The organism is Terriglobus saanensis SP1PR4 (assembly GCF_000179915.2).
Classification (GTDB): Bacteria; Acidobacteriota; Terriglobia; order Terriglobales; family Acidobacteriaceae; genus Terriglobus; species Terriglobus saanensis.
In genome coordinates this window covers 3,360,299-3,382,420 of sequence record NC_014963.1, presented here as the reverse complement: position 1 = coordinate 3,382,420, position 22,122 = coordinate 3,360,299, and the positions used below count along the sequence as shown (strand labels likewise).

14 protein-coding genes are annotated in these 22,122 nt (G+C 56.0%); 7 read left to right on the top strand and 7 right to left on the bottom strand.

Annotation, left to right across the window (positions count from 1 at the left end; translation table 11 throughout):
* Position 1: 1 nt before the first annotated feature.
* Both ACIPR4_RS13595 and ACIPR4_RS13590 read right to left on the bottom strand, forming a co-directional pair.
* Positions 2-1,255 (bottom strand): MFS transporter, encoded by a 1,254-nt coding sequence (locus ACIPR4_RS13595; RefSeq protein ID WP_013569239.1) that lies wholly within the window; start codon positions 1,253-1,255, stop codon positions 2-4.
* 57 nt (positions 1,256-1,312) lie between these two features.
* On the bottom strand, positions 1,313-2,410 hold the full coding sequence (locus ACIPR4_RS13590) for a LacI family DNA-binding transcriptional regulator (protein ID WP_013569238.1): 1,098 nt from the start codon (positions 2,408-2,410) through the stop codon (positions 1,313-1,315).
* 305 nt (positions 2,411-2,715) lie between these two features.
* Here ACIPR4_RS13590 and ACIPR4_RS13585 point away from each other — a divergent pair, with 305 nt between their 5' ends.
* Together ACIPR4_RS13585 and ACIPR4_RS13580 are read left to right on the top strand one after the other, a co-directional pair.
* Entirely contained in the window at positions 2,716-3,516 is an 801-nt protein-coding gene (locus ACIPR4_RS13585) for a 6-phosphogluconolactonase (protein ID WP_013569237.1), read from the top strand.
* Between the two features lie 52 nt (positions 3,517-3,568).
* Positions 3,569-4,894 (top strand): MFS transporter, encoded by a 1,326-nt coding sequence (locus tag ACIPR4_RS13580; protein WP_013569236.1) that lies wholly within the window; start codon positions 3,569-3,571, stop codon positions 4,892-4,894.
* A 6-nt stretch (positions 4,895-4,900) separates the two neighbouring features.
* Here ACIPR4_RS13580 and ACIPR4_RS13575 read toward each other — a convergent pair whose 3' ends face one another.
* Positions 4,901-6,445 carry a M81 family metallopeptidase gene (locus ACIPR4_RS13575; RefSeq protein WP_013569235.1) on the bottom strand — a complete coding sequence of 515 codons (1,545 nt, stop codon included), beginning with the start codon at positions 6,443-6,445 and terminating at the stop codon, positions 4,901-4,903.
* A 94-nt stretch (positions 6,446-6,539) separates the two neighbouring features.
* Positions 6,540-7,859, bottom strand: a complete 1,320-nt coding sequence (locus tag ACIPR4_RS13570; RefSeq protein ID WP_013569234.1) for a Gfo/Idh/MocA family protein — start codon at positions 7,857-7,859, stop codon at positions 6,540-6,542.
* A gap of 572 nt (positions 7,860-8,431) precedes the next feature.
* Here ACIPR4_RS13570 and ACIPR4_RS13565 point away from each other — a divergent pair.
* From ACIPR4_RS13565 to ACIPR4_RS13545, 5 genes are all read left to right on the top strand, one after another.
* Positions 8,432-11,764 (top strand): TonB-dependent receptor, encoded by a 3,333-nt coding sequence (locus ACIPR4_RS13565; protein ID WP_013569233.1) that lies wholly within the window; start codon positions 8,432-8,434, stop codon positions 11,762-11,764.
* Between the two features lie 181 nt (positions 11,765-11,945).
* A complete protein-coding gene (locus ACIPR4_RS13560; protein ID WP_013569232.1) occupies positions 11,946-14,192 on the top strand; it encodes an alpha-galactosidase in 2,247 nt (748 codons plus the stop codon).
* 472 nt (positions 14,193-14,664) lie between these two features.
* The gene (locus ACIPR4_RS13555; RefSeq protein ID WP_013569231.1) at positions 14,665-18,168 is read left to right on the top strand and encodes a TonB-dependent receptor domain-containing protein; all 3,504 of its coding nucleotides are present in this window, start codon (positions 14,665-14,667) and stop codon (positions 18,166-18,168) included.
* 106 nt (positions 18,169-18,274) lie between these two features.
* Positions 18,275-19,372 carry an ABC transporter permease gene (locus tag ACIPR4_RS13550; RefSeq protein ID WP_144312435.1) on the top strand — a complete coding sequence of 366 codons (1,098 nt, stop codon included), beginning with the start codon at positions 18,275-18,277 and terminating at the stop codon, positions 19,370-19,372.
* Positions 19,365-20,042: an ABC transporter ATP-binding protein gene (locus ACIPR4_RS13545; RefSeq protein ID WP_013569229.1), complete on the top strand. Its 678-nt coding sequence runs from the start codon at positions 19,365-19,367 to the stop codon at positions 20,040-20,042. Before ACIPR4_RS13550 ends, ACIPR4_RS13545 begins: the two co-directional genes overlap by 8 nt.
* A 10-nt stretch (positions 20,043-20,052) precedes the next feature.
* On the opposite strand, the gene ACIPR4_RS13540 is transcribed toward ACIPR4_RS13545, so the two are convergent.
* Genes ACIPR4_RS13540 through ACIPR4_RS13530 form a run of 3 tightly spaced genes read right to left on the bottom strand, consistent with a single transcriptional unit; the run spans position 20,053 to position 21,966 of the window.
* Entirely contained in the window at positions 20,053-20,448 is a 396-nt protein-coding gene (locus ACIPR4_RS13540; RefSeq protein ID WP_013569228.1) for a GtrA family protein, read from the bottom strand.
* On the bottom strand, positions 20,445-21,146 hold the full coding sequence (locus ACIPR4_RS13535; RefSeq protein ID WP_013569227.1) for a CDP-alcohol phosphatidyltransferase family protein: 702 nt from the start codon (positions 21,144-21,146) through the stop codon (positions 20,445-20,447). Before ACIPR4_RS13535 ends, ACIPR4_RS13540 begins: the two co-directional genes overlap by 4 nt.
* Before the next feature lie 28 nt (positions 21,147-21,174).
* Positions 21,175-21,966, bottom strand: a complete 792-nt coding sequence (locus ACIPR4_RS13530; protein WP_013569226.1) for a hypothetical protein — start codon at positions 21,964-21,966, stop codon at positions 21,175-21,177.
* Positions 21,967-22,122 lie beyond the last annotated feature (156 nt).

Below are 22,122 nucleotides of genomic sequence, written 5' to 3'. Positions count from 1 at the left end.
GCTACTCGGCTATTACGACGGGTTTCTTTGAGATGCTATAGATCGCCACAGATCCCAGCAGCGCGGCAATCGACATTACCTTCCATGCCGGATCGTAGCTGTGGTGTGCGTCGAAGATACGCCCTGCTACCCATGGCCCGATCCATTGGCCAATCGAATATCCCATGATGACGAGCGCCAGGATCTTTCCCAGCGAAGCGACGCCGAAACACTCGGCCGTGACCAGGGGAATCAACATGTAGTCCGCTCCCATGGAGAAGCCGAAGAGTAAGGCAAAAGTTGCGGCAATCAATGGTTGGTGTGCGAGATAGAGCAGTGGAATTGCAGCGCCCAGCAGAAAGTAAAACCCGGCCATGGTGTTCTTTCGCTTGAAGCGATCGGCGATATACCCAACCACCACGCGCCCTCCAAGACTCGCAATCAGAAGCATCGATAGATATCTCGATGCGGACGCGGAAGTGTACCCGCGGCTTATCAGGAAGAAGATGAAGTGCTGGATCACGGCATTCAAGGCTCCGATGACGAGTGCGGATCCTGCAACGAGCAGCCAGAAGTTTTTGTCCTTGAACGCCACTTTCATTGCGCCGAGGGTGGAAAGGTCCGCCGCCGTGTGGACCTCCCGCGGCACAGGGACGAGTGCCCCATCGGGATAGAGCCCAAGGTCTGCAGGCTTCGAGTGGGTTACCCAGAAACCGGTTGGAAACAGCACAAGAAGAATCGTCGCACCCACCATCTCCAGCGCATGCCGCCAGCCAAAGTGATGAAGAAGCCAGTTCATCGTGGGTGGAGAAACCGCGCCTCCCAGACCCAATCCCAGGTAGGCATATCCCATAGCCCGCCCGCGCTGCGTATGAAACCAGTGCGCGACCAGCACCTGGTTCGCAATCGGTCCTGCCAGTGTGTACCCGATCACCTCAAAGATGCACAGGAGCTGGTACTGCCAGAAATGGTTCATGAAACCCATTCCGATGAGTGGAAGTCCCACCAGCCCTACGCCGGAAAGAATCACCCAACGCGTGCCGATCCTGTCGATCAGCACCCCGGCAAGAAGTCCGAAGGGAAGACCGATCACAAGGAAACCCAGCAAAAATCCCTGTGTCACCTCTGCCCGCGTAAATCCAAGAGAGGTGACGAACGCGGGATAAAAGACGGGGAAACCGTAGTAAATAATGCCTACGGCGCAAAATAGATTAAGGAAAGCCGCTCCTACAATCCACCATCCATAAAAGATTCCAGCAGATGCAGGCTTCGTCATGCAGCAACTTTCTGAGGACAAGGATATCGAGAAGCATTCGCGCCCCGAAGCAGACTTTTACTTGCGTGCACTTACGGCATGACGTTCGGTACGCTTGGTTGCTTCAGGCAGCTTAACGCTTGCTCCGGTAGTTGCAGCAATGGGGCCGCAGGACTCTCGTCGTATCAGTTCCGTGGGAAGGACAACGCGCTGAGGCTCCAGTCCCGGTTGTGCGATGCGGTTCAATACGAGCTCCACCATTTGCTTGCCGAGTTGTTCGGGAAACTCGCGCAGGGTTGTCAGTCCCGGATAAAGCCACGCGCCGATTGTGTCATCGCATCCGGCGACGCTGACGTCCTCCGGAATGCGTCGTCCACTATCCCGCAGCGCGCGATACGCACCGTGCGCCGTCGGATCGTTTCCGGCAAAGATGGCCGTCACGGGTTCGCCGCGTGACAACAAGGATTTGGTCCCGAGATACCCAACTTCCTTGTCATCTTCTGAGTCCGTCGTCGTGTAACGGACCTCCAGCCCGGCCTGCTCCATGGCGCGCTTATGTCCTTCAAAGCAACGCGCGAACCATGGAAGCCGCAGGTTCCCGACAAACCAGATATGACGATGTCCCAGACCGATCAGATAGCGCGTCATGTCCTCTCCACCCTGCGTGTCGTCGGAGAAGATCAGATCGCTCTTCGAATCTTCCGACGCGTTCAGGATGTTATTGCCCAGTGCCACGTACGGAATGCCCTTCTGGTCCAGAAGATCGGTAAGATTGGCCGAATTTGTTCCCGCCAGAATCAGCGCACGCACCACGTCGCGTCGCTGCACCACCTTTGGCAGGTGCAACTCCTCCGGCGGAGTATTCGGTGAGTAGTTGAACGAAAGAAACACCATGTCCCAGCCGTTTGCGGCGCAGTGGGCCTCGGCGCCACTCAGAACGCGCGAATGAAACGGATGGAGCATGACCCGATTGCTCAGGAGAAAAGCCAGCGTCTTGGCCTTGTTTCTCTTCGAGAGATCGACTTCCAGCTTGGCGGCCGCGTTTAAAACCACCTTCCGGATTGCCGGATCGACGCGGCTGTTTCCATTTAAAACGCGAGAAACCGAGGCCACGCTCACCTTGGACAGCGCCGCAATCTCACGCAATCCAATCTTCGTCTTTGCTTGCTTCGTCATTTTGAAACCACACTTTGGAGCAATATTTTCTCGTAAACCGTGTACAAATATACTCCGCAAAATTCGCCATCTAAATGAATAATCGCACTTTTATGGCAAGGATCTGTCATTATGTTGGCTCTGCGGCCGATTCGATGAGAAAAATTTCTCGAATACGTGAAAACGATTGACAGTCTGTGCGCGAGTCACGTATTCAAAGGATCTGGCTGTTGTGACGCAGGCAGCCATGCCTCGCTTTCAAGAAATCTTTCGTCTCCGTTAGAACTGGCCACCCATGCAGCAATCCTCAGAGGAGCTTCTAAAGAATGAGTATCGAAGCCACACAAGTGCGCTATGGCAAAGTCGGAGAGATGAGAGTGGAAGTTCATCCCACGCGGGAAGCCATGGGAGCAGCCGCGGCCTTGGCAACTGCGAAAGAAATTCTCCGGTTCGGTAAAGTGGGAAAAATCGTATCTGTTATCTTCGCGACGGGTGCCTCGCAACTCGCGACCCTTGACGCTCTTACCAGAATAGAAGGTCTACCCTGGCAGCAGGTCGTGGGCTTTCATATGGATGAGTACGTAGGCCTTCCCATGGAACATCCTGCGTCGTTTCGCGGATATCTTCGCCGAAATCTAACCCAAAAAGTCGGCATGCAAAAGTTCTTTGAGATCGATGGCACCGCAGCTAATCTCGAGGAAGTCTGTGCTACCTATGCGAAGGAGATGCGCTCTATACCGCCGCAGATCTGCATGGTCGGCATCGGTGAAAACGGGCATCTTGCCTTTAACGATCCCGGTGTCGCGGACTTCAGCGATCCGCTCGACGTTAAAGTTGTCCCGCTCGATGCCACGTGCCGCATACAGCAGACTGCGGAGGGATGGTTTGCCAACCCGGCCGAGGTGCCAGCCGAGGCTATCTCCATCACGATTCCGACGATCCTTCGCGTTCCAACGCTTATTGTCTCCGTTCCCGGAAGCCGTAAGGCCAGCATCGTTCGACGCACACTGGAAGAGCCTATTTCTACTGCATGCCCTGCAACGATCCTGCGGGAACACCCTGGCACGGTGCTCTATCTCGATGAGGAAGCTGCAGCGGAAATTGGAAATTATCTTAGCGTTGATTAGCCCTCTGTCTCACTAAAATAGAACTCTTCCATACGGAACGACAGGGGAAAGCATGAAAGTTTCCGGCGCGGGCAACGCACCGTTCGCTCCGTCTTCAGGCAAATCCAGCAGCGTTGGACGCACACGCTGGTGGATCGTCTGGACGCTCTTCTGCTCCACCACGATTAACTACATCAGCAGGCAGACCTTCTCCGTTCTGTCGCCCATGATTGCATCGCAGTACCATCTCTCGCATGCGGACCTCGCGAAGATTATCGGTGCTTTTCAACTCTCTTATGCCCTTACCTGGTTGCTGGGTGGCATCTTTCTCGATGCCGTAGGAACGCGGATCGGCCTTACCATCGCAGTCATCTGGTGGTCTGCGGTCAATATCGCCATGGGTTTCGCACGCTCGGTTGCAGGCTTTGCCGCCATGCGATTCATGCTCGGCATCGGCGAAGGTTTGAACTGGCCGGGGGCGAGTAAGACCGTAGCCGAATGGTTTCCCAACGAAGAGCGCAGCGTGGCCGTTGCCATCTTTGATAGCGGCTCCAGCGTGGGTGGTGCACTGGCAGCCATCGTCATTCCGTGGATCGCAATTGTCTTTGGCTGGCGATGGTCTTTTGTCTTTTCGGGTGGACTTGGCTTCGTGTGGCTCTTTCTCTGGCTCTACGTGTATCACCCTCTCGACCGTCACCCGCGCGTATCGCCGGAAGAGGTCGCTCTCATTCGCGCAGGTCATGAAGGCGTTGAAGTCATCCAGCGCACAGGGATCTCGCGCTGGACCTATCTTCTGAAGGACCGCAATGTCTGGGGAATCGTCCTCGGTCGTGCACTCACCGATCCGATTGGATGGTTCTACGTCTTCTGGCTACCGCAGTATCTCAGCGACGCGCGCGGGTTTAGTCTCAAACAAATCGCGCTCTTTGCGTGGATGCCCTTTGTGGCGGCAGACCTTGGAAACTTCACGGGCGGCTATCTCTCCAGCTACTTTGTTCGTCGTGGTATGACGGTTTTTCAGGCGCGCTTCTGGGTCTGCGTCATCAGTTGTGTTCCCATCCTGGCTGGTATTCCCGCTGCACGCGTAGACAGCGCACACAGTGCGCTCATTCTCATCTGCTTCGCTCTATGGGGATACGCGAGCTGGTCCACGATGGGGCTCACGCTGCCCTCGGATCTTTTTCCGCAGGACGTTGTAGGCACTGTCACGGGTTTTAGTGGATTCGCGGCGGGACTCGCAAGTGTCTTCTTCACCTTCGTCATCGGTGTTACGGTCGACCGCTTCTCGTATCGCCCGGCATTTCTTGTGGCAGGTCTGCTGCCCATTGCTGCGACGGTTTGCCTCAAGCTTCTCATCCGACCAGCAAGACCTCTGCCGGAAAATCCTACCTCGGCGTGATCCGACTTACGCTTTACTGCGTGCCGACAGATACACCTTCGGTGTGAAGGCCAAATCCGGCACAAACGGATACAGCGGCTTGCGATGGTGATTGCCCAGGCGAGCATAGTCCTGGATCACGGAACCATCCGAGAGCGCCATCAAGCTGGGGTTTGCGATTGGCTTCAACTCGGGAGATAAATAGCCGGACTTCACCACAATGATGGAGAATGACTTCGGTTCCAGTCCTAGCCGGGTGAAGTCGATGATGTCGTGATAAGGCCGACGTCGCGCGCCTAATACCAGCGTGATGCCTTCTACTTGGACCACCGCTTCACGCAGGAGTGGGTCCGTTGCAGGCAAAAGAAACTTCACCTTAGCCTGTGCCTTCACCGGTTTGCTGGCATGCGAATCCAGGGTGGCGCCGATGGAGAGAGGAAGTGTCGCACCCACGCCCGCGGCATAGCAGGCATTGGTTGCCGCTCGATCGGCGATGCCCGCAAGCACTACATTCTTTGCTTTCACCCGAAGAAGCTCTTCGAGCATGTCGGCGCGGTCACCTACGCCGCCCGCCGTATCGTTATCGCCTGAGTCGGCAAGGATCACAGGCTGCGTCTTCGCAGCAATGGCTTGCTGAACGCACTCTTTCAAAGTGCAGGTCGCCGATCCAAATTGGAATATCTTTCGTGCATCCCAGTATTGCTGCGCAAGGTTCAGGGCGACCTTCTCTTCGTTTGCAGGATTCGTTCCGGTGACGACGACGCACGCCGTCGAGCGTGGCTCGTCCGCCCACATATAGCCTACGAGCATCGAGACATCCAGGATGCCCGGTTCTTTGTTCATTGCCGGTAGCTGCGCCCAGAGATGCTTGCCCGGCTCCCATTCTGTGCTGCTAATCTCTCCTGAAACAAGCGCAGGCACGGGAGCCCACATCAGCGTGGGGTGGATATTCTTCTCGAGGCAATGCACCAGCATGTCGGTCGCACGGATCATCGTCTCTTCGCGATCAATATGCGGCGCGGTTCGGAAGGCCGAAAATAGATCGATATTGTCGATCACTCGCTGGCTCACACTGCCATGCAGGTCATAGCTTGCAGACATCAAACACTTCGTCCCAACGACCTTTCTTGCCGACTCCATCCAATCGCCTTCGGCGTCATACATGCCTTCCACCGACATCGCGCCATGCATCGGAAGATACAGTCCATCCAGCGGAAGCAGCGCCGTCAGACGCGCCAAGAAGTCCCCTTTGATCGCATCGTAGGTGGCGCGCTCCACCTGTCCGCCGGGCACAGCCACGGCGCTCAACGTAGGCATAAAGGTGACGGGATAGCGTTTCAGAAAGGCGAATGTCGGAGACGAACTCAGCGCTTCGCCCTTTGTGACCGTGAAGTCTTCCATGTGCGTCCGTAGCTCGCTGTACGTGCTGCACTCAATGCTGATGCCGCCAAAGGCAATACGGGGAGGCTTTGCAGGAGCAGCAGGAGCAGCAGGAGCAGCAAGAGCTGCACGCGATGCTATGGAGCCAAGTGTGACGATCGAAGCATTCTTCAGAAAAGATCTGCGCTGCATGCGAGCTCCTTTATCGTTCCGAATCCTGTTTACCTGCAACACGTCGAAAGAAGGGGCAGATCCATCCGTGGATCTGCCCGAAACTGCAACCGTCTTACACCTTTGGCTCCCAGCCCTTTTCGTAGGAGCGTCCCCAAAGCTTCATCGCCTCGGCATCGTTCTTCACATGCCCGGTCGTTGTGTCGATGTCCAGCTCTCGATTCACCATCCACGAAATATTGGCCAGTTGCAGGGAAGTGATGGAGAGGTTGATGTCGTGGATATCCGAGTGCAGCTTTTCGCCCGTCCTGATGGCACGGATAAAGTTCGCGAAGTGCTCATCCGTCATCTCGTCCTGGCTCAACAGATCGCTGCTCTTCGCAACCCTGCCCAGCTTGTACTCGTCGGTTTTATTGCCTTTCCAGTCGTAGACCTCGTATCCATCGTGGGCCAGGATGACAGACCCTTCTGTGCCCTGGATCAATACGCCGCGATCGCGTCCGTAGTACTTCATCCCCTGGCAGCTCTTGCCTTCCCAACTGATCATCTTGTCCGGATACTTCAAGGTCACAACCAGCGTGTCGTAGAACTCCCAGTCGTCCTTGAACTGATAGCGACCGCCCTGTGCACCCACGCGTTCCGGGTAGCCCACACCCAATGCCCATCGGCATACATCCGTCTCATGCGTTCCGTTATTCAGGGCCTCACCCGTGCCATATCGCCGCAGCCAATGCCAGTTGTAGGGATGGATGTTGTCTTTGTACTCCGACCGGGGCGCAGGCCCCTGCCACAGGTCCCAGTTCAACTCCGGTGGTACCGACACTACCTTGCCGACACCCATGGATGCGCGTGTATTCGCATACCAGGCCTTGCCAAAGTACGCGTGCCCGATACGGCCCTCGTGGATCTGTTGCACCATCTTCGCTTCATGGGCGGAAGACCTGTGCTGGTTGCCCACCTGCACCAGCTTTCCATATTTCTTCTGCGCCTCGACCAGCAGTTCGCCTTCGCGAGGATTGTGGCTCGAAGGCTTTTCGACATAGACATGCTTGCCTGCGCGAAGTCCCAGGATCGCCATCGGCGCATGCCAGTGGTCCGGTGTGGCTACCGTCACAGCATCCACATCCTTGGCTTCCAGAACCTGGCGAAAATCGCCCGTCGTTGCAGGAGAATATCCGAGTGCTGCCTTCGTCTTCGCAGCAAAGTTGGTCAGGTTCCTCGAATCCACATCGCACAGATGGGTAATCTGGCACTTGCCTGCATTTGCCTTCAGTCCGGCCAAGTGAGCAAGAGCGCGCGAGTTCGTACCGACGATGGCAAAGTTGACGCGCTCGTTTGCGCCCAGTATCTGCGCGTAGCTTTTGGCCGATGTGGCCACTGCAACCGTCGCCGCGCCCGCAGCAAGACCGTCGATAAAGGTGCGTCTAGAGATCATTGTTCCTCCGCCGATACAAATTCTCAGGGGTCGTTGAAGAGAGTGTGAGGCAGACACACGCGGTTTGTGCAGCGTGTGCGTTGGGTGAGACGCTATCATGCAAGCGGTTGCAGGTCAAACTCTTCTTTGAGGCGAAGGCAGCAGAATTGTGGCCTGGGCCTCCACTTTCGTGGATTTCTCGTGGCTAAGTCCGCAAATATCGGAGCCAGGAATACTTGACCCCCCTAACTCCGGATTTGAGGCCGCCAAGGAAGGGATGCCCCCGTCTGAAGGCTGTAGGCGCCTAAGAATGGCTCAGGAAGAAATCTCTCACTTCCAGCAAATTGTTTCTTTACATGCAAGCGGTTGCATGCTAACTTACGCCAATATCCCCCGCAAGACGTAAGGCATCGCTCTGCTGAAGTTTCCTTTGAAACCTACAGAGGTAGCAAAAGAGCAAAAGGAATGCGGCCGGAAGAGCCGCAAGCGCTTCACTCTTACATCCCATTCCGGGATGGCAGTTGGCAGATGGACCACAGATTCTGTCGCGTTGTCTCCACCGGCTTTATCCATGTTCGATTTCAGGAGGTCTTATGAAACGCCTTTTCGTCAGAAGCGGTCTGATCCGTATCCGAGCATGTACCTTGACCCTCTTGCTCGTCCTCGGTCTGTTTTCCGGTAGAACTCTCCTCTCCCAGGTTCTGTACGGCTCGATCTCCGGCACCGTACAGGATGCCAGCGGTGCGGCCATCCCCAACGCCACCGTAATTTTTACAAACCCCGGCACCGGGCAGGTCATCACGCTCAAGACTGATGACGCCGGTCACTACCTTCGCCCGGATTTCCAGCAGGGCACATACAACATGAACGTCACCGTTGCCGGATTCAAGGCCTATACCAAAAATGGTATCTCCGTGAGCGCGGGTGGAGTTCTTCGCGAAGACGTTCCTCTCCAGGTCGGTGGCTCGGACGAGTCCGTTGTTGTCTCCGCGCAAGCTCTCGGTCTGCAGACCGACAAGGCCGATCTCCATACGGAGCTCACTGCGAGCGACCTCACCGATCTTCCCGTAGGCCACTATCGCAGCTTTCAAAGCCTCATCAATCTTGTCCCAGGTGCAACACCCGGCGTCCTCGCAAACTCTCTCCAGACAAGCCCGGAGCGTTCACAGGACGTCAACGTCAATGGCGTCAATACCAATAACAACGACACACGCGTCGACGGTCTTCAGAGCATCTATCTCTGGCTGCCTGATCACGCGGCGTACATTCCCCCGGCCGAGTCCATTCAAACCGTCAATATGTCGACCAACAACTTCGACGCGGAAAGTGGCATGGCAGGCGGCATCGTCACCAACGTCATCACCAAATCCGGCACGAACGCGTGGCACGGCTCTGCGTTTGCCATGAACAGTAACTCGGCGGTTGCCGCAAGGAACTTCTTCAACCGCAGCAAACAGGCCTTCACCAATATCAACATCGACGGCGTCACCATCGGTGGTCCCATCAAGCACGACAAAATCTTCTTCTTCCAGAGCTGGGAAGGAACCCGCGAACGGCAGGGAACTACGGCCGTCATGACCGTCCCCACCGCCGACCAGCGGGCCGGAAACTTCAGCGCCTACAGCTCACCACTTTACGATCCGCAGACAGGAAACGCGGATGGCACCGGTCGTTCACGTCTCTCGAGCGCAGGTGTCAATAACGTTATTCCCACAGCGCGCCTGAACCCATTCGCTCTCAAAATTCAGTCGCTCATCCCTCTCCCCAACGGCGCAGGCACCAGCAATAACTACACCAACTCTGGTTCGCAGTCACTCACACGCGATAACTACGACACCAAGGTCAACTACAACGTCTCCGATCGAACCAGCCTCTGGGCCAAGTACAGCCTTATGCGCGCTACTACCGGTTGTCCTCCCGGACTTGGCGACGCGGGCGGCGTCCCTCTCTGTTCCGGCTACATCGGAGTGTCGGATGGCGTCACACAGGTTGCAGATCTCGGTTTTACCAAAGTCATCACCCCAAACCTTAGCTGGGATGGAACGCTCGGTTACATCCGCCTCGGAAACAATGTCTACGGCTTTGGATACGGTCAGTCCATTCCGATCACTCAGCTTGGTATTCCGGGAACGAACGGTGGCAACGGCAGCATCCTTAACAGCGGAGCTCCGCAGTTCATCATCTCCGGCTACTCGCAGTACGGTGGAGACACCGACACGCGCCCTTACCTCTATCACCAGGACACCTACGCCATTGCGCAAAATGTTGGCTGGTCGCACACGAAGCACTATTTCCGCTTCGGCTTTGAAGTCATTCGTCACCACATGAACTTTTATGAACCGGATGGCGGTGGCAACGGTGGACCGCAAGGACAGTTCAACTTCGTAGGCGGCATCACGGGCCTCAACGGAGGCCCTGCAACGACGCAGTACAACTCCTACGCGGCATTTCTTTTAGGTCTTCCTCAATCGGACAAAGAAACGCTGCAATTTGCCAACTTCACGACCTATAACTACGAGTGGGCCGGATACGCACAGGACCGCTGGCAGGTAACGCCAAGCCTTACTCTCTCCATCGGCGTTCGCTATGAGCTCTACCCCATGATGACGCGCTCGGGACGAGGCGGTATCGAAGAGTTCAATCCCGCGACCAATCAGGTCGCGCTCGGTGGAGTCGGCGGAAATCCCAAAGGGCTTGGAATCTCCACGAACCATACGCTCTTCGTTCCGCGTGTTGGCTTCGCGCAGAAGCTCGACGACAAGACGGTCCTTCGTGGTGGATACGGTATCAGCATCGATCCGCTTCCGCTGGCACGTCCTCTGCGTGGCTTCTATCCCTTGACGGTCTCTTCCACTTTTACCTCGGCTAACTCGTATACCGCACTTAACTCCCTGTCCTCGGGTATCCCGGCCATCGCTACTCCTGACTTCACGCAGCCGAATCTTACCGTTCCCGGCACGGCGCAGGAACGTTATATCGATGGGAACTCCATCAAGCGCGGATACGTTGAATCCTGGAATCTCGTCTTGCAGCGTCAGCTTCCCTGGAACCTCTTCTCCACGATCGCTTACGTTGGAACGCAGACGATTCATTCCTTTGTAGATATCGATGTCAATGCGGGCGTACCCGGTGGCGGTACGGCAGGACAGCCGCTCAACACGGCGGCTCTCAAGCGTACGGCAATCACCTGGGCCTGGAATGGTCGCTACAACGCGAACTATCACGGCCTGCAGGCATCGATCGAAAAGAGAGCGGCCAAAGGTCTGACGATTAAAGGTGCATACACCTATTCCAAGGCGATGAACTTCACCGACAACGACGGTTGGGCTCAGTTAGCCTTCAACACGCCATCGCAGATTCCCAAAAACTATGCGCGCGCCGGATACGACATCCCCCACAACCTGCAGCTTGCATCCACTTACAGCTTGCCTTTTGGGCGTGGACAACGCTTCGCCACATCGGGGATTTCAAGCGCTCTGTTCGGAGGTTGGCAGGCCAACGGAATATTCTCTGCCGTTTCGGGAAGGCCGTTTACCGTCACAGCGTCTACCACCTCGTTGAATGCTCCCGACAATACCCAAACGGCAGATCTGATCAAGCCCATCGTGCGGTATGGAACGAGCGGCCCTGGGGAATACCTCTACGATCCCTCTTCCTTTGCAGCAGTCACCACGGCCCGTTTCGGTACTTCCAGCCGAAATGCTCTGAGGTCTTCTCGTCAGGTCGACTTCGACGCTGGGCTCTTCCGCACCTTCCCACTCTACGAACGGTTGACGATGACCTTCCGTGCGGAAGCATTCAATCTAACCAACACACCGCATTTCTCCGCTCCCAATGCGAACGTAAGTAACTCGGGCTTTATGACGACTACCGCCGCCGCGCAGGACCAGAGAAATCTTCGTTTCGGACTCAGCGCTAACTGGTAGATTCAGGCGCGAGCGGAAGAGCGGCAAATGTGCCCGCTCTTCCGTTTTTTTTTGCTCTCGACCCGGATTCATTGCAGCATCGAAATGGAAGCACTCTCTGAGAGAACGGGTCTTGCGGACGGAGCATCCTCCACGGGAAATGCATAATGGATGTACTTTCCCTTGTTCGCAGGAGTGATCCATGAAACCGTCCCGCCGCTTCCTCACAAAGACCCTGAGCCACCTTTTTGCTGCGGGAACTCTCGGTGGCTTGCTTCTTGTGCCTTCCTCAGGCGTGGCACAGGCAAATGCCGCGAGTGCGCGGTTCGATTCGACTACTCAGGTATTTCGTCTCGATGGAGGCGATGTGACGTATGTCCTCGGCGTAAACAGTGAGGGACAGGTTCAGACCCTGTATTGGGGCAAGCATTTACCTGCGACGGAACACTTCGATGCGGCTCGTCCTTCACAGGGCAACGCGTCCTTCGACCCGCCAGTGACGACGAAGCCTCACGAATATGTTGGATGGGGTGGGGCTCTTTATGTGCAGCCGGACCTGAAGATCACGTTCCCTGATGGGAACCGCGACCTCGTGCTTAAGTACGTCTCGAACAAAGTGAGCGATGCACAACTTGCGATCGTGATGAAGGACATCTCGCGCGAGGTTTACGTGACGCTGCAGTACCAGATGGATTCCGAAACTGGAATTCTCCGCCGCTCCGCGGAGATTGAGAACCGCACCGGAGCGCCTTTCACGATCGAGCAGGTGGCGTCTGGCACCTGGAACCTTCCGCGCGGGACAGAGTATCGCCTGCGCTACGTCACGGGCAGATGGGCAGGAGAGTGGAATCTTCAGGAGCAGCCCGTGCACGGCGGCATGACGGTGCTGGAGAGCAGACGGGGGACGACGGGGTCGCACAATAACCCGTGGTTCATGATCGACCATGCCACCACGAAAGACCAGGATGAGGGCAGCGTCTGGTTCGGTGCGCTTGGATGGAGCGGTTCATGGCAGATCGCCATCGAACAGGACGTGATGCAGCAGGTCCGCGTGACGGGTGGTCCGAACGCCTTCGATTTTTCGTATCTGGTCAAGAAGGGAGAGCGCTTTCAGACGCCTTACTTCTATGGTGGGTACTCCAGCCACGGTATAGGTGAGGCATCGCGCCTTTTGCACCGCTTTGAAGTCGATAGCCTTTTACCCCACGCGCCGACGCCGAAGCTGCGACCTGTCCTCTACAACTCGTGGGAAGCCACAGAGTTTCGGGTGGACGAGCCTGGGCAGATGGCCCTCGCGGAAAAGGCGGCGACCCTCGGGGTTGAGCGTTTTGTGATGGACGATGGTTGGTTCGGGCAGCGCAAGGACGACCATGCCGGTCTGGGCGATTGGTACGTCAACCCGCAGAAATTTCCCCATGGATTGAAGCCACTCATTAATAAGGTGCATTCGCTGGGGATGGAGTTCGGCCTTTGGGTCGAACCGGAGATGGTCAATCCTGATAGCGATCTTTACCGGAAACATCCCGACTGGATTCTTAACTTTCCGGGACGCCCGCAGACCGAGGGTAGAAATCAGCTCGTCTTGAACTTAGCACGTCCTGATGTCCATGCCTATGTGCTGCAGTGGCTCGATAAGCTGCTCACCGAGAACGATATCTCCTTCATCAAGTGGGATTACAACCGCAACTGGGCAGAACCGGGTTGGCCCTCGGTCGCAAAGGACGAGCAGAAGAATGTCTATGTGGATTTCACACGGAACTTCTACGACATTCTGGAGCAGATGCGCAAAAAGCATCCCAATACGGAGTTTGAAAGTTGTTCCGGTGGTGGAAGCCGGGTGGACCTCGGCGTAATGCATTACACCGACGAGGTCTGGCCTTCGGACAATACGGATGCCTATGACCGCCTGTTCCTGCAGGAAGGGTTTACTTACGCTTACACCCCCGGGGTGATGATGGCCTGGGTGACCGACTCTCCCAACTGGGTCAATCACCGTTCTGTGTCGCTGGATTACCGCTTCCTCTCCGCCATGCAGGGTTCGCTCGGCATCGGGGCGAACCTGAACGAATGGAAGCCGGAGGATTTTGCGACGGCCAAGCAGATGGTGGCCGCGTACAAGGGGGTCCGGGAGACGGTGCAGCGCGGGGCACTCTATCGATTGATGTCACCCAGAGAAGGAGAAGCGTCGGTTACCGAAAGCGTCTCCCGCGACGGAAAACAGGCCGTCACCTTTGCCTTTCTCCATTCGAGCACGCAGAATTATCCATTTCCGCGGATCTATCTCCGGGGTCTTGACGAGAACGCAACCTACGACATTAAGGCGCTCTCAGGAAAGCTCTCGTCCGACACTCCTGCCTTCGCGAGCGGAGCTTATCTCATGCACCGTGGTATCGACGTTCAGCTTCGAGGAGACTTTCAGGCGATGGCTTTCACCTTGAACCGCCGCTAGCTGCGGCGCTTCAAACAACATTTTGCAGAATCGATCAGGCCGGCCCGGGTGGGGTCTGCGGTTGCTCGTTGCCTTTATTTCGAGACCAAAAACGATGATCTTCCCATAGGGAATAAAAAGAACTGCTTTTCAAAAGGCAATTGTTTGGTTTGTAACAAGTATCGATGTGAAGTCTAAGTAATTGATTCTAAATAAAATTATTGTGAAGTTTCTGTGCCAAACGGTGAGTCACTTGTCAGTTTCGCGCTCTGGCGTTCAGTGTGGCTCTGTTTGTGTTCGGGAATTAAGCCGCACTTCAAATGTTCGCGTCCCCCAGAAATCTCAGACAAGAAACGGCTAATGTGCCTGGTTTTGCACCGAGGGAAGGGAATGCTCGGAGTCAGGTTTTGTCTTTCTTGATGACGTTATGGATGCAGCCTGCCGAACGCTAAACAAACTTGTAGGAATGCAGTGCTTTAGGAGAGCCACCCGCATGAAGGTTTCAACCTCGTTACACCGAACCGTGTTCGGAATCGTGCTTTTTGCCTTTTCGGCGTTGAGTGCGTTCGCCCAGCTCAGTACGGCCACCGTCTTCGGCAATATCACCGACACTTCGGGAGCCGCAGTACCCAATGCCACGATCACCCTTGTCCAGACCGATACGAATTTCACCCGGGCAGCTATCTCTAAAGGAGACGGTACCTACCGTGAAGAGTTCCTTCCGCTCGGTCCTTATAAGGTGACGGTCGCGGCCCCGGGCTTCAAGACCCTTGAGCGCACTGGCATCGTTCTCTCCGTCATGCAGAACGCGGAACTAAGTCTCACGCTCGACGTCGGAACCACCACTGAGACCGTCAATGTGAGCGCGGATGTGCCTCTGGTCAACCTGGGAAGTTCCACTTTGGGACGCACAGTAGACAATGTGGAGATCGACAACCTTCCGCTCGTGAACCGGGATGTCAGTCGCCTGCTGCAACTCGTCCCAGGGGTACAGTCGGTCAGCACGGTGAACAACCTCGGCTATCAGGAGATCAAGGTCTTGGTGAATGGATCGACGGACGGCTTCGTCGGCCAGGTATCGTACTATCTCGACGGCGGTCTCAACATGACGGGTCTTCGGAACAGCGGAAACCAGGTACCGAATCCCGATGCGGTCAGCCAGTTCAACGTCGTCACCAATAATTACAGCGCGCAGCTGGGGCGTTATTCCTCGGCGGTGGTGAGTGTGATCACGAAAGATGGCACGAACAAATTTCATGGTTCGCTCTTCGAGTTCTTCCGCGACCGTAACTTCAACGCCATTGCGCATAATTCTGGTGCGGGAGCTACCAAGAACCCGTATAACCAGCATCGCTTCGGCGCGACCGTAGGCGGTCCCATCCGTCATGACAAGGACTTCTTCTTCGGCAGCTTCGCTGGGTACCGCTTTATTCAGTACGCCAATTACAGCGGCAGTCTGCCCAGTCCGGCGCAGATCACCGGCAATTTTTCTGAGAACACGCCTACCGCTGCGGAACAGGCGAGCTGCACGACGACGCCGACCGCCGCTGCGAATACCGCCGTCCACTTCCTGGTGTGCAATCCGACGACCCGTTTGCCCTATGCCAATAACACGCTGCCTGCGGTCGATCCGACGGCCGTGAACATCCTGAACTACCTTGTCAAAAACCTTCCAGCAAAACAACCGGCGGTCTTCGGCGATACGCAGTATACCTATCGGTCGCGCTCTCCTTTGCCGGAACAGAACGAAGAGTACCTTATTAAGACAGATCATCAGGTCACCAAGTCGCATCGCCTGACCCTCAGTTATTTCCTGCTGAACTATAAGGTCCGTCAGAATCCTACCGGCTTCACACAGGCCTGGTCGTATTCCAACTACGCCAACAAGCAGCAAAACGCCAACATCAGTGATGTCTGGACCATCGGTCCGCGAACGATCAATCAGTTCTGGGTGAACTACACGCGCCAGAACGGCGGCCGTATTCCGGTTCCGGGTGGCACACTGGCGGACTTCGGTTCTGACTTCGGCGTGGTCGGAACGCCTTCGCGTTCGAACATCAGTGTGGGCGGCGTAGAGGGCTTTACGCTGGCACAGGCCATCACCGGCCCTAAGGCTGGTACGAACGTCTATGGCGTTCGCGATATCGTCACTACAACCCGAGGCAAGCACTCCCTATATGTGGGCGGCGAGGCAGGGCTGGAAAAAGACTTCCAGCAGACCTCGCTGGGCAACTACGGGGCGTTCACCTTCTCCACGACGAATGGAGCAAGCAGTGCGCGCACCACCAATGGCCTGTCGGACTTTCTTGCAGGCATCCCGGTCAGCATGGGGCAGGATACGGGGCTCTACGCCAACGCCAACTACTTTAACTATGGCCTCTTTGCGCAGGACGACTGGCGCGTCTTGCCGAATCTGACGGTCAATCTCGGCATCCGCTATGACTGGCAGCAGGCGCCGACGGACACGCAGGTGCGTCAGACGAACTTCGTGCCGGGGCAGCAATCGCATGCCTTTCCTAACGTATCGATCATTGGAAAGACCGGGCCGCAACTCGCTCCCATCGGGATGCTCTTTCCCGGAGACTCAGGTGTGCCAAAGGGAGGTGCCTTTACGCCGAACAACCACGCATCGCCTCGCGTCGGCTTTGCCTATGATCCATTCTCCGATGGGAAGACTGTTTTCCACGGGGCGGCTGGTCTGTTCTTCGGTGGTATCTCCGGCAACCAGTGGGAGTTCCCATCGAACTTCGCTCCCTATGCCGTTCGCAATACCTATAACAAGGTGGTCTCGCTGACGCATCCGTATAGCGGAGATCCGACTGAGTTCCCGACCGGTTCGAACCCTTACCCTGCTCTAAACTTTTCTCGTGGAAGCGGCAATGCGACCTTCCTTCCGCTCAACCAGGTCGTTGCGTTCGACCCGAATTATCGTTGGCCGTATACGATCCAGATGAACTTTGGATTTCAGCAGCAGTTCGGTAAAGGTCTGGCTCTGAGCGCCAACTATGTTGCGTCGCTCAATCGCAAGACGCCGCTCTATAACGACATCAACGGACCGCAGTTCAACATCACTGCAGCAGGCACCAGTGGGGCAAGCTGCACCGATCTCACCAAGGCTTGCGGTTATGCAAACACCAGTGCCACCGTCAACAATCGTCGGCCGCTCAACTCCAGCTTCGGTCAGTCTGCGGCAAATCCGATCTACTCCAACGTGTACATCATTCGGTCCAATCAGAACTCCAACTACAACTCTCTACAGATTTCCATTGAGCAGCGGTTGACGCACCATGTCAGTGCGCGCGGTTATTACACCTGGAGCAAGACGCTACAGAGCAACGCGCTCGATAGCGGCAGCGGGTTGAACGGTAGCTTTGTGGATTCGAACTATCCCCAGCTTGAGTATCGCCAGCGTTCGGACCAGGACCGCCGCCAGATGATGACGATGTCCTTCGTCTGGAAGCCGGATTACTTCGACAAGTACAACCGTGTGGTCAGGATTGCGCTGAACGGCTGGACGGTGTCGGGCATCTGGACAGCGAACAGTGGACAGCCGTTTACCGTGACTACGGGGAACGACAACTACTTCTCAGGCAATGGCAATAACCGCCCGAGCATCGCGCCGGGCAAGTTTGCTCACCTCATAGACAATGGCCGGTCGCGTGTTGCGATGATGAATCAGTGGTTCGACACAACCGCATATTGCCGACCGGGTGTCGATGCAGGCTGTCCTGGTCTGGGTCCTCTGGGCCTTTTGGGAAATACTCGCCCTGCGCAATTGGACAGTCCAGGATATCGGAATGTGGATGCCTCGCTCTTCCGCGACTTTGCGATTCATCAGGAGCTTCGCTTCCAGTTGCGGGGTGAGTTCTCCAATGTCTTCAACCTTACGAACCTTGGTACTCCCTCGACCGCGATGAACAGCACTACCTTCGGCAAGGTGACCGGTACAGGCGGCAGCAACCGCATTATCCAGGTCGGAGGCCGCGTCTTGTTCTAGCCTTCGAGAAGAGGCCCTCTAAAGAGGGGGTAGCACTTCGGTGCTGCCCCCTTCTTTCATCACGTTCATCACGCTGTTGCGATGCACCTCTTATAATGATCAGGTCTTGCTCAATAAACTTACATTTGCCAATCTCGGTCATCGGCCCGTTCGGACACTCCTGAGTATTCTGGCCATCGCTGTGGAAGTGACGATGATTCTCACGCTGGTGGGCGTGAGCAACGGCACGCTGCATGAGTCAGCCCGTCGCGCGCGAGGTACTGGTGCGGACATTCTGGTGCGTCCTCCGGGAACTTCCGCGCTTTCGACGGTGAGCTCTTCTCCCATGAGCGACAAGCTTGTCGATGTCTTTCGAGCAGAGCCGCATATCGTCATGGTGACGGGAACTATCGTGCAGCCGCTGGAACTCTTCGATACGCTCACCGGGCTCAACATGGATGAGTTCGCAAAGATGAGTGGAGGATTCCGATTCGTTCAGGGCGGTCTGCCCGTGCAGGATACGGACCTGATCATTGACGAACCCTATGCGAGAGAAAAACATCTCCAGGTAGGGAGCACGCTGAAGTTGATCTCCCAGGAATGGCATGTTTCCGGTATTTACGAGCCCGGAAAGCTCGCGCGCATCTGCGCGAGGCTGGAAGCGTTGCAGCGTTTCACTGCCAACACACACCGTTTGAGTCAGATCTACCTCAAGGTGGACGACCCGAATCAGGCCCAGGCTATCGTCGATTCGCTGCGCGCAAAGTATCCCGGCTATCAAATCTATACGTTGGAGTACTACACCTCGCTTCTGTCTGTGAACAGTCTCGGTCTGCTGCGTAACTTCACTTATGTGGTGATTGGGATTGCCATGATCGTTGGCTTCATTGTGGTCTTCATGGCCATGTATACGGCGGTGCTGGAGAGGACGCGAGAGATTGGAATTCTCAAGGCCGTTGGAAGTTCTTCCGGCCTGATTCTCAACATGTTGTTGCGCGAAACGCTGTTGCTCGCGGTGATTGGTACGGTCGGAGGCATTCTGCTGACGTACCTTACGCAATGGTTGATGGTGCACTTCGCGCCGGGTGGCATGACGCAGGAGACGGTCTACAAGTGGTGGCCCATTACAGGAGTCATCGCGATCGCAGGATCCCTCATCGGCGCGATCATTCCCGGAATCAAGGCAGTTCGTCAGGACGCTACGGAGGCTCTGTCTTATGAATGAGACTCCCATCATCGAAGTGCGGCAGTTAACCAAGACTTATCGCGTCGGCGAGGTCGATGTGCATGCGTTGCGTGGCGTCGATCTTGAAGTGCAGAAGGGCGAGTTTATTGCGGTGGTCGGAACTTCGGGTTCAGGCAAGTCGACGCTCTTCAATGTCCTCGGCGGGCTTACGCCGCCTTCTACGGGGAGCGTCCATATCGGCGGTAAAGATCTCTCGCATATGACGAACGCGGAGCGGACGAATCTTCGCAAGGATACGGTGGGATTCGTCTTTCAAAAATACAATCTGCTGCCTACGCTCTCGGCAGAAGACAACATCAAGATTGTGAAGTACATCGGTGGCCACGGCACCGATTTCGATGCGCCGTTCAACGAAGTGCTGCGTTTACTTGGAATCGCGGAACGACTGAAGCACAAACCGCGTGCGCTCTCGGGAGGGCAACAGCAGCGTGTGGCGATTGCGCGCGCGATTGTGAATGGTCCAGCCATCCTTCTGGCGGATGAACCCACAGGGAATCTCGACAGCCAGAACTCCGCTGCCGTGTTGAATCTGTTGAAGGATCTGAATGAACGTTTGGGTCAAACGATCCTCATGATTACGCATGACGAGGAAGCAGCATCTTATGCGCATCGACGTGTGCATATGCGGGACGGACAGTTGTTGCAGTAACGGCGTTCCATTACGAAGCTGCTGCGAACGCCCAGTTGTTTCCAATACAAAAGTTCACAATGGAACAACACAGAATTGCAATGCTATTCGCAATGAGTAAGGGCAGATGCGCCTCATGGACGAGAAGCCGCATCAGTGCAAGATTTCCCAGCAGAGAGACCAGGCCGTTGGAGCAATGAAAACGGATCAACTGCGAGAGCCACGAGGAATCTTTGCGACGGTCGCGCCAGGTGTAGTGCAGGTGCCAGACGAAGTTATGCAGCAGCGTTAGCTCGATGGCTGCAGCCGAGGCATAAAGGTAGTGCCCCGGAATCCAGTGGTTGATGAACGCCAACGCTGTGAGTTGCACCGCCATGCCTATCGCACCCACGAGATTGAACTTCCACCAGCGCAGGAAAGGCGTCATGGTAAGGGCTCCTGCCGGTAGAGTTCTGCTGTGTGGCGGAGGGTGACGACGATTGCCAGGACAAACATGCAGACCGAGGCAATCGTTCCTCCCAGATCAAAGAGCAGCATCTTGTGTCCGAACAGCGTGGAGTACGGACTACGCAGAAGTGCGAGGTTTCCGATGATCAAGAGAAGACGAATCTCTGTGGGGCCGAAGATGCCTTGCGATAGTTCGAAGCAGGACAAGGTGTAGGTCGCAAGATAGCTCTCGCTCGACAGCAGAAGAAACGTTACCAGCATCGCGATGGCCGTTTGCCAATGCAGAAATCCTGAAAAGCCGAGACCGCACATCAAAGCGACAGAGCCAAAAACATCCACCATATGGTCGACATAAAAGCCATAGCGTGGTCGTTGTTGCCGTCGCACACGAGCCAGAGTTCCATCCATGCTGTCTCCAAACCAGTTGAGCAGCACGCATAGGATGACCAGAAGCAAAGCATGCCGATGAGAGCGTGACAGGGCATAGAAGATTCCGGCTCCGACCTGTGCGCCCAGGCCAAGCGCTGTGAGCTGATCTGAAGTGAGCCATGCAGGCGCGCGTCCCGCCATCCACTGTAGAAGGCGCTTCTCCTCGGAAGCTGTGAGCGACTGGTTGACTCTGCGTACCGTGGCGAAAGCCGTTGCGTTACTCTTTGTGACCGGTTTCGTTTTGATCATCGGGATTCCTCTCTTTTGCGTTTCTGGGCTACTTCCGAAGTGCATTGCAGGTGGAGCGAAGCGTGAATTCGAGCGACTCGCGCGGAATACTCTCAACGAAGGGTCGAACCACCCAGCCGAGGCCGCGTGGAATGGATCGTGTCAGCGAGACCGATTCAATTTGCATGTAGAGTCCGCCATCGCGCTCCTCATAGCTCCAGTACGTGTTCTGTCGCCAAAGAAAGCCATGCTCTTCGCTGGAACTGAGGACTCGTTCGTTGATGGTGCCGGGATTGTCGATCTCGGAGATGCGGGTGCTTTGCGAGGCGCTGTATCCGTGCTGCCCGCCCAAGTGCGCGTACGTGATGTCGTAGGTCGTATCCATTACGACGGTAAGGATGTGGCGCTGGCGTACGCGCATCCATGCCTGGAGATGATCGCCGTGTAATGTGAGCACCTTCGCCTGGAGGACCTGGGGAGAGAAGTATTGGGGATACGCAGTAAAGTCTTTCATCAGCTGCTCGAATTCCGCAGCCGTGGCTCCGGGGGCAAATGCGGTTCCACGCCAGTGGTGAAGCAACGCTCCGGGTAAAGCTCCACTGGACGAAGGCGTGAGCTGCTCGATGGTGAACTCCCCACGCCGCTCTCCGGTCTCATTATGTCGAGCAAGAAAAGTAATCCTGGATCGGTGTTGCTGAGCCAGACGTAACTCGATGCCATGGGTATACACATTGAAAGCCGAAACAATGGGTGGCGCTGGCTCCGCCGCCGCGCAACTCGAAGCTACATAGAGGCTCAACGTGAGGTAAGCGGGGAAGAGTGAGAATGGTCGTCGCTTCATGTCTGAACCCTCCTCCGTTTGGGTCTCCGAGACAAGACACGGAAGCTCATCTGGAGGAGGTCTAGTTCTCACGGCGCAAGTGGTTGCAGGAAAAAGATTTATCGGAAGTTCTCTTTTGGCCGATTGTCCGGAACGACGCTGCGATTGAGTACACTG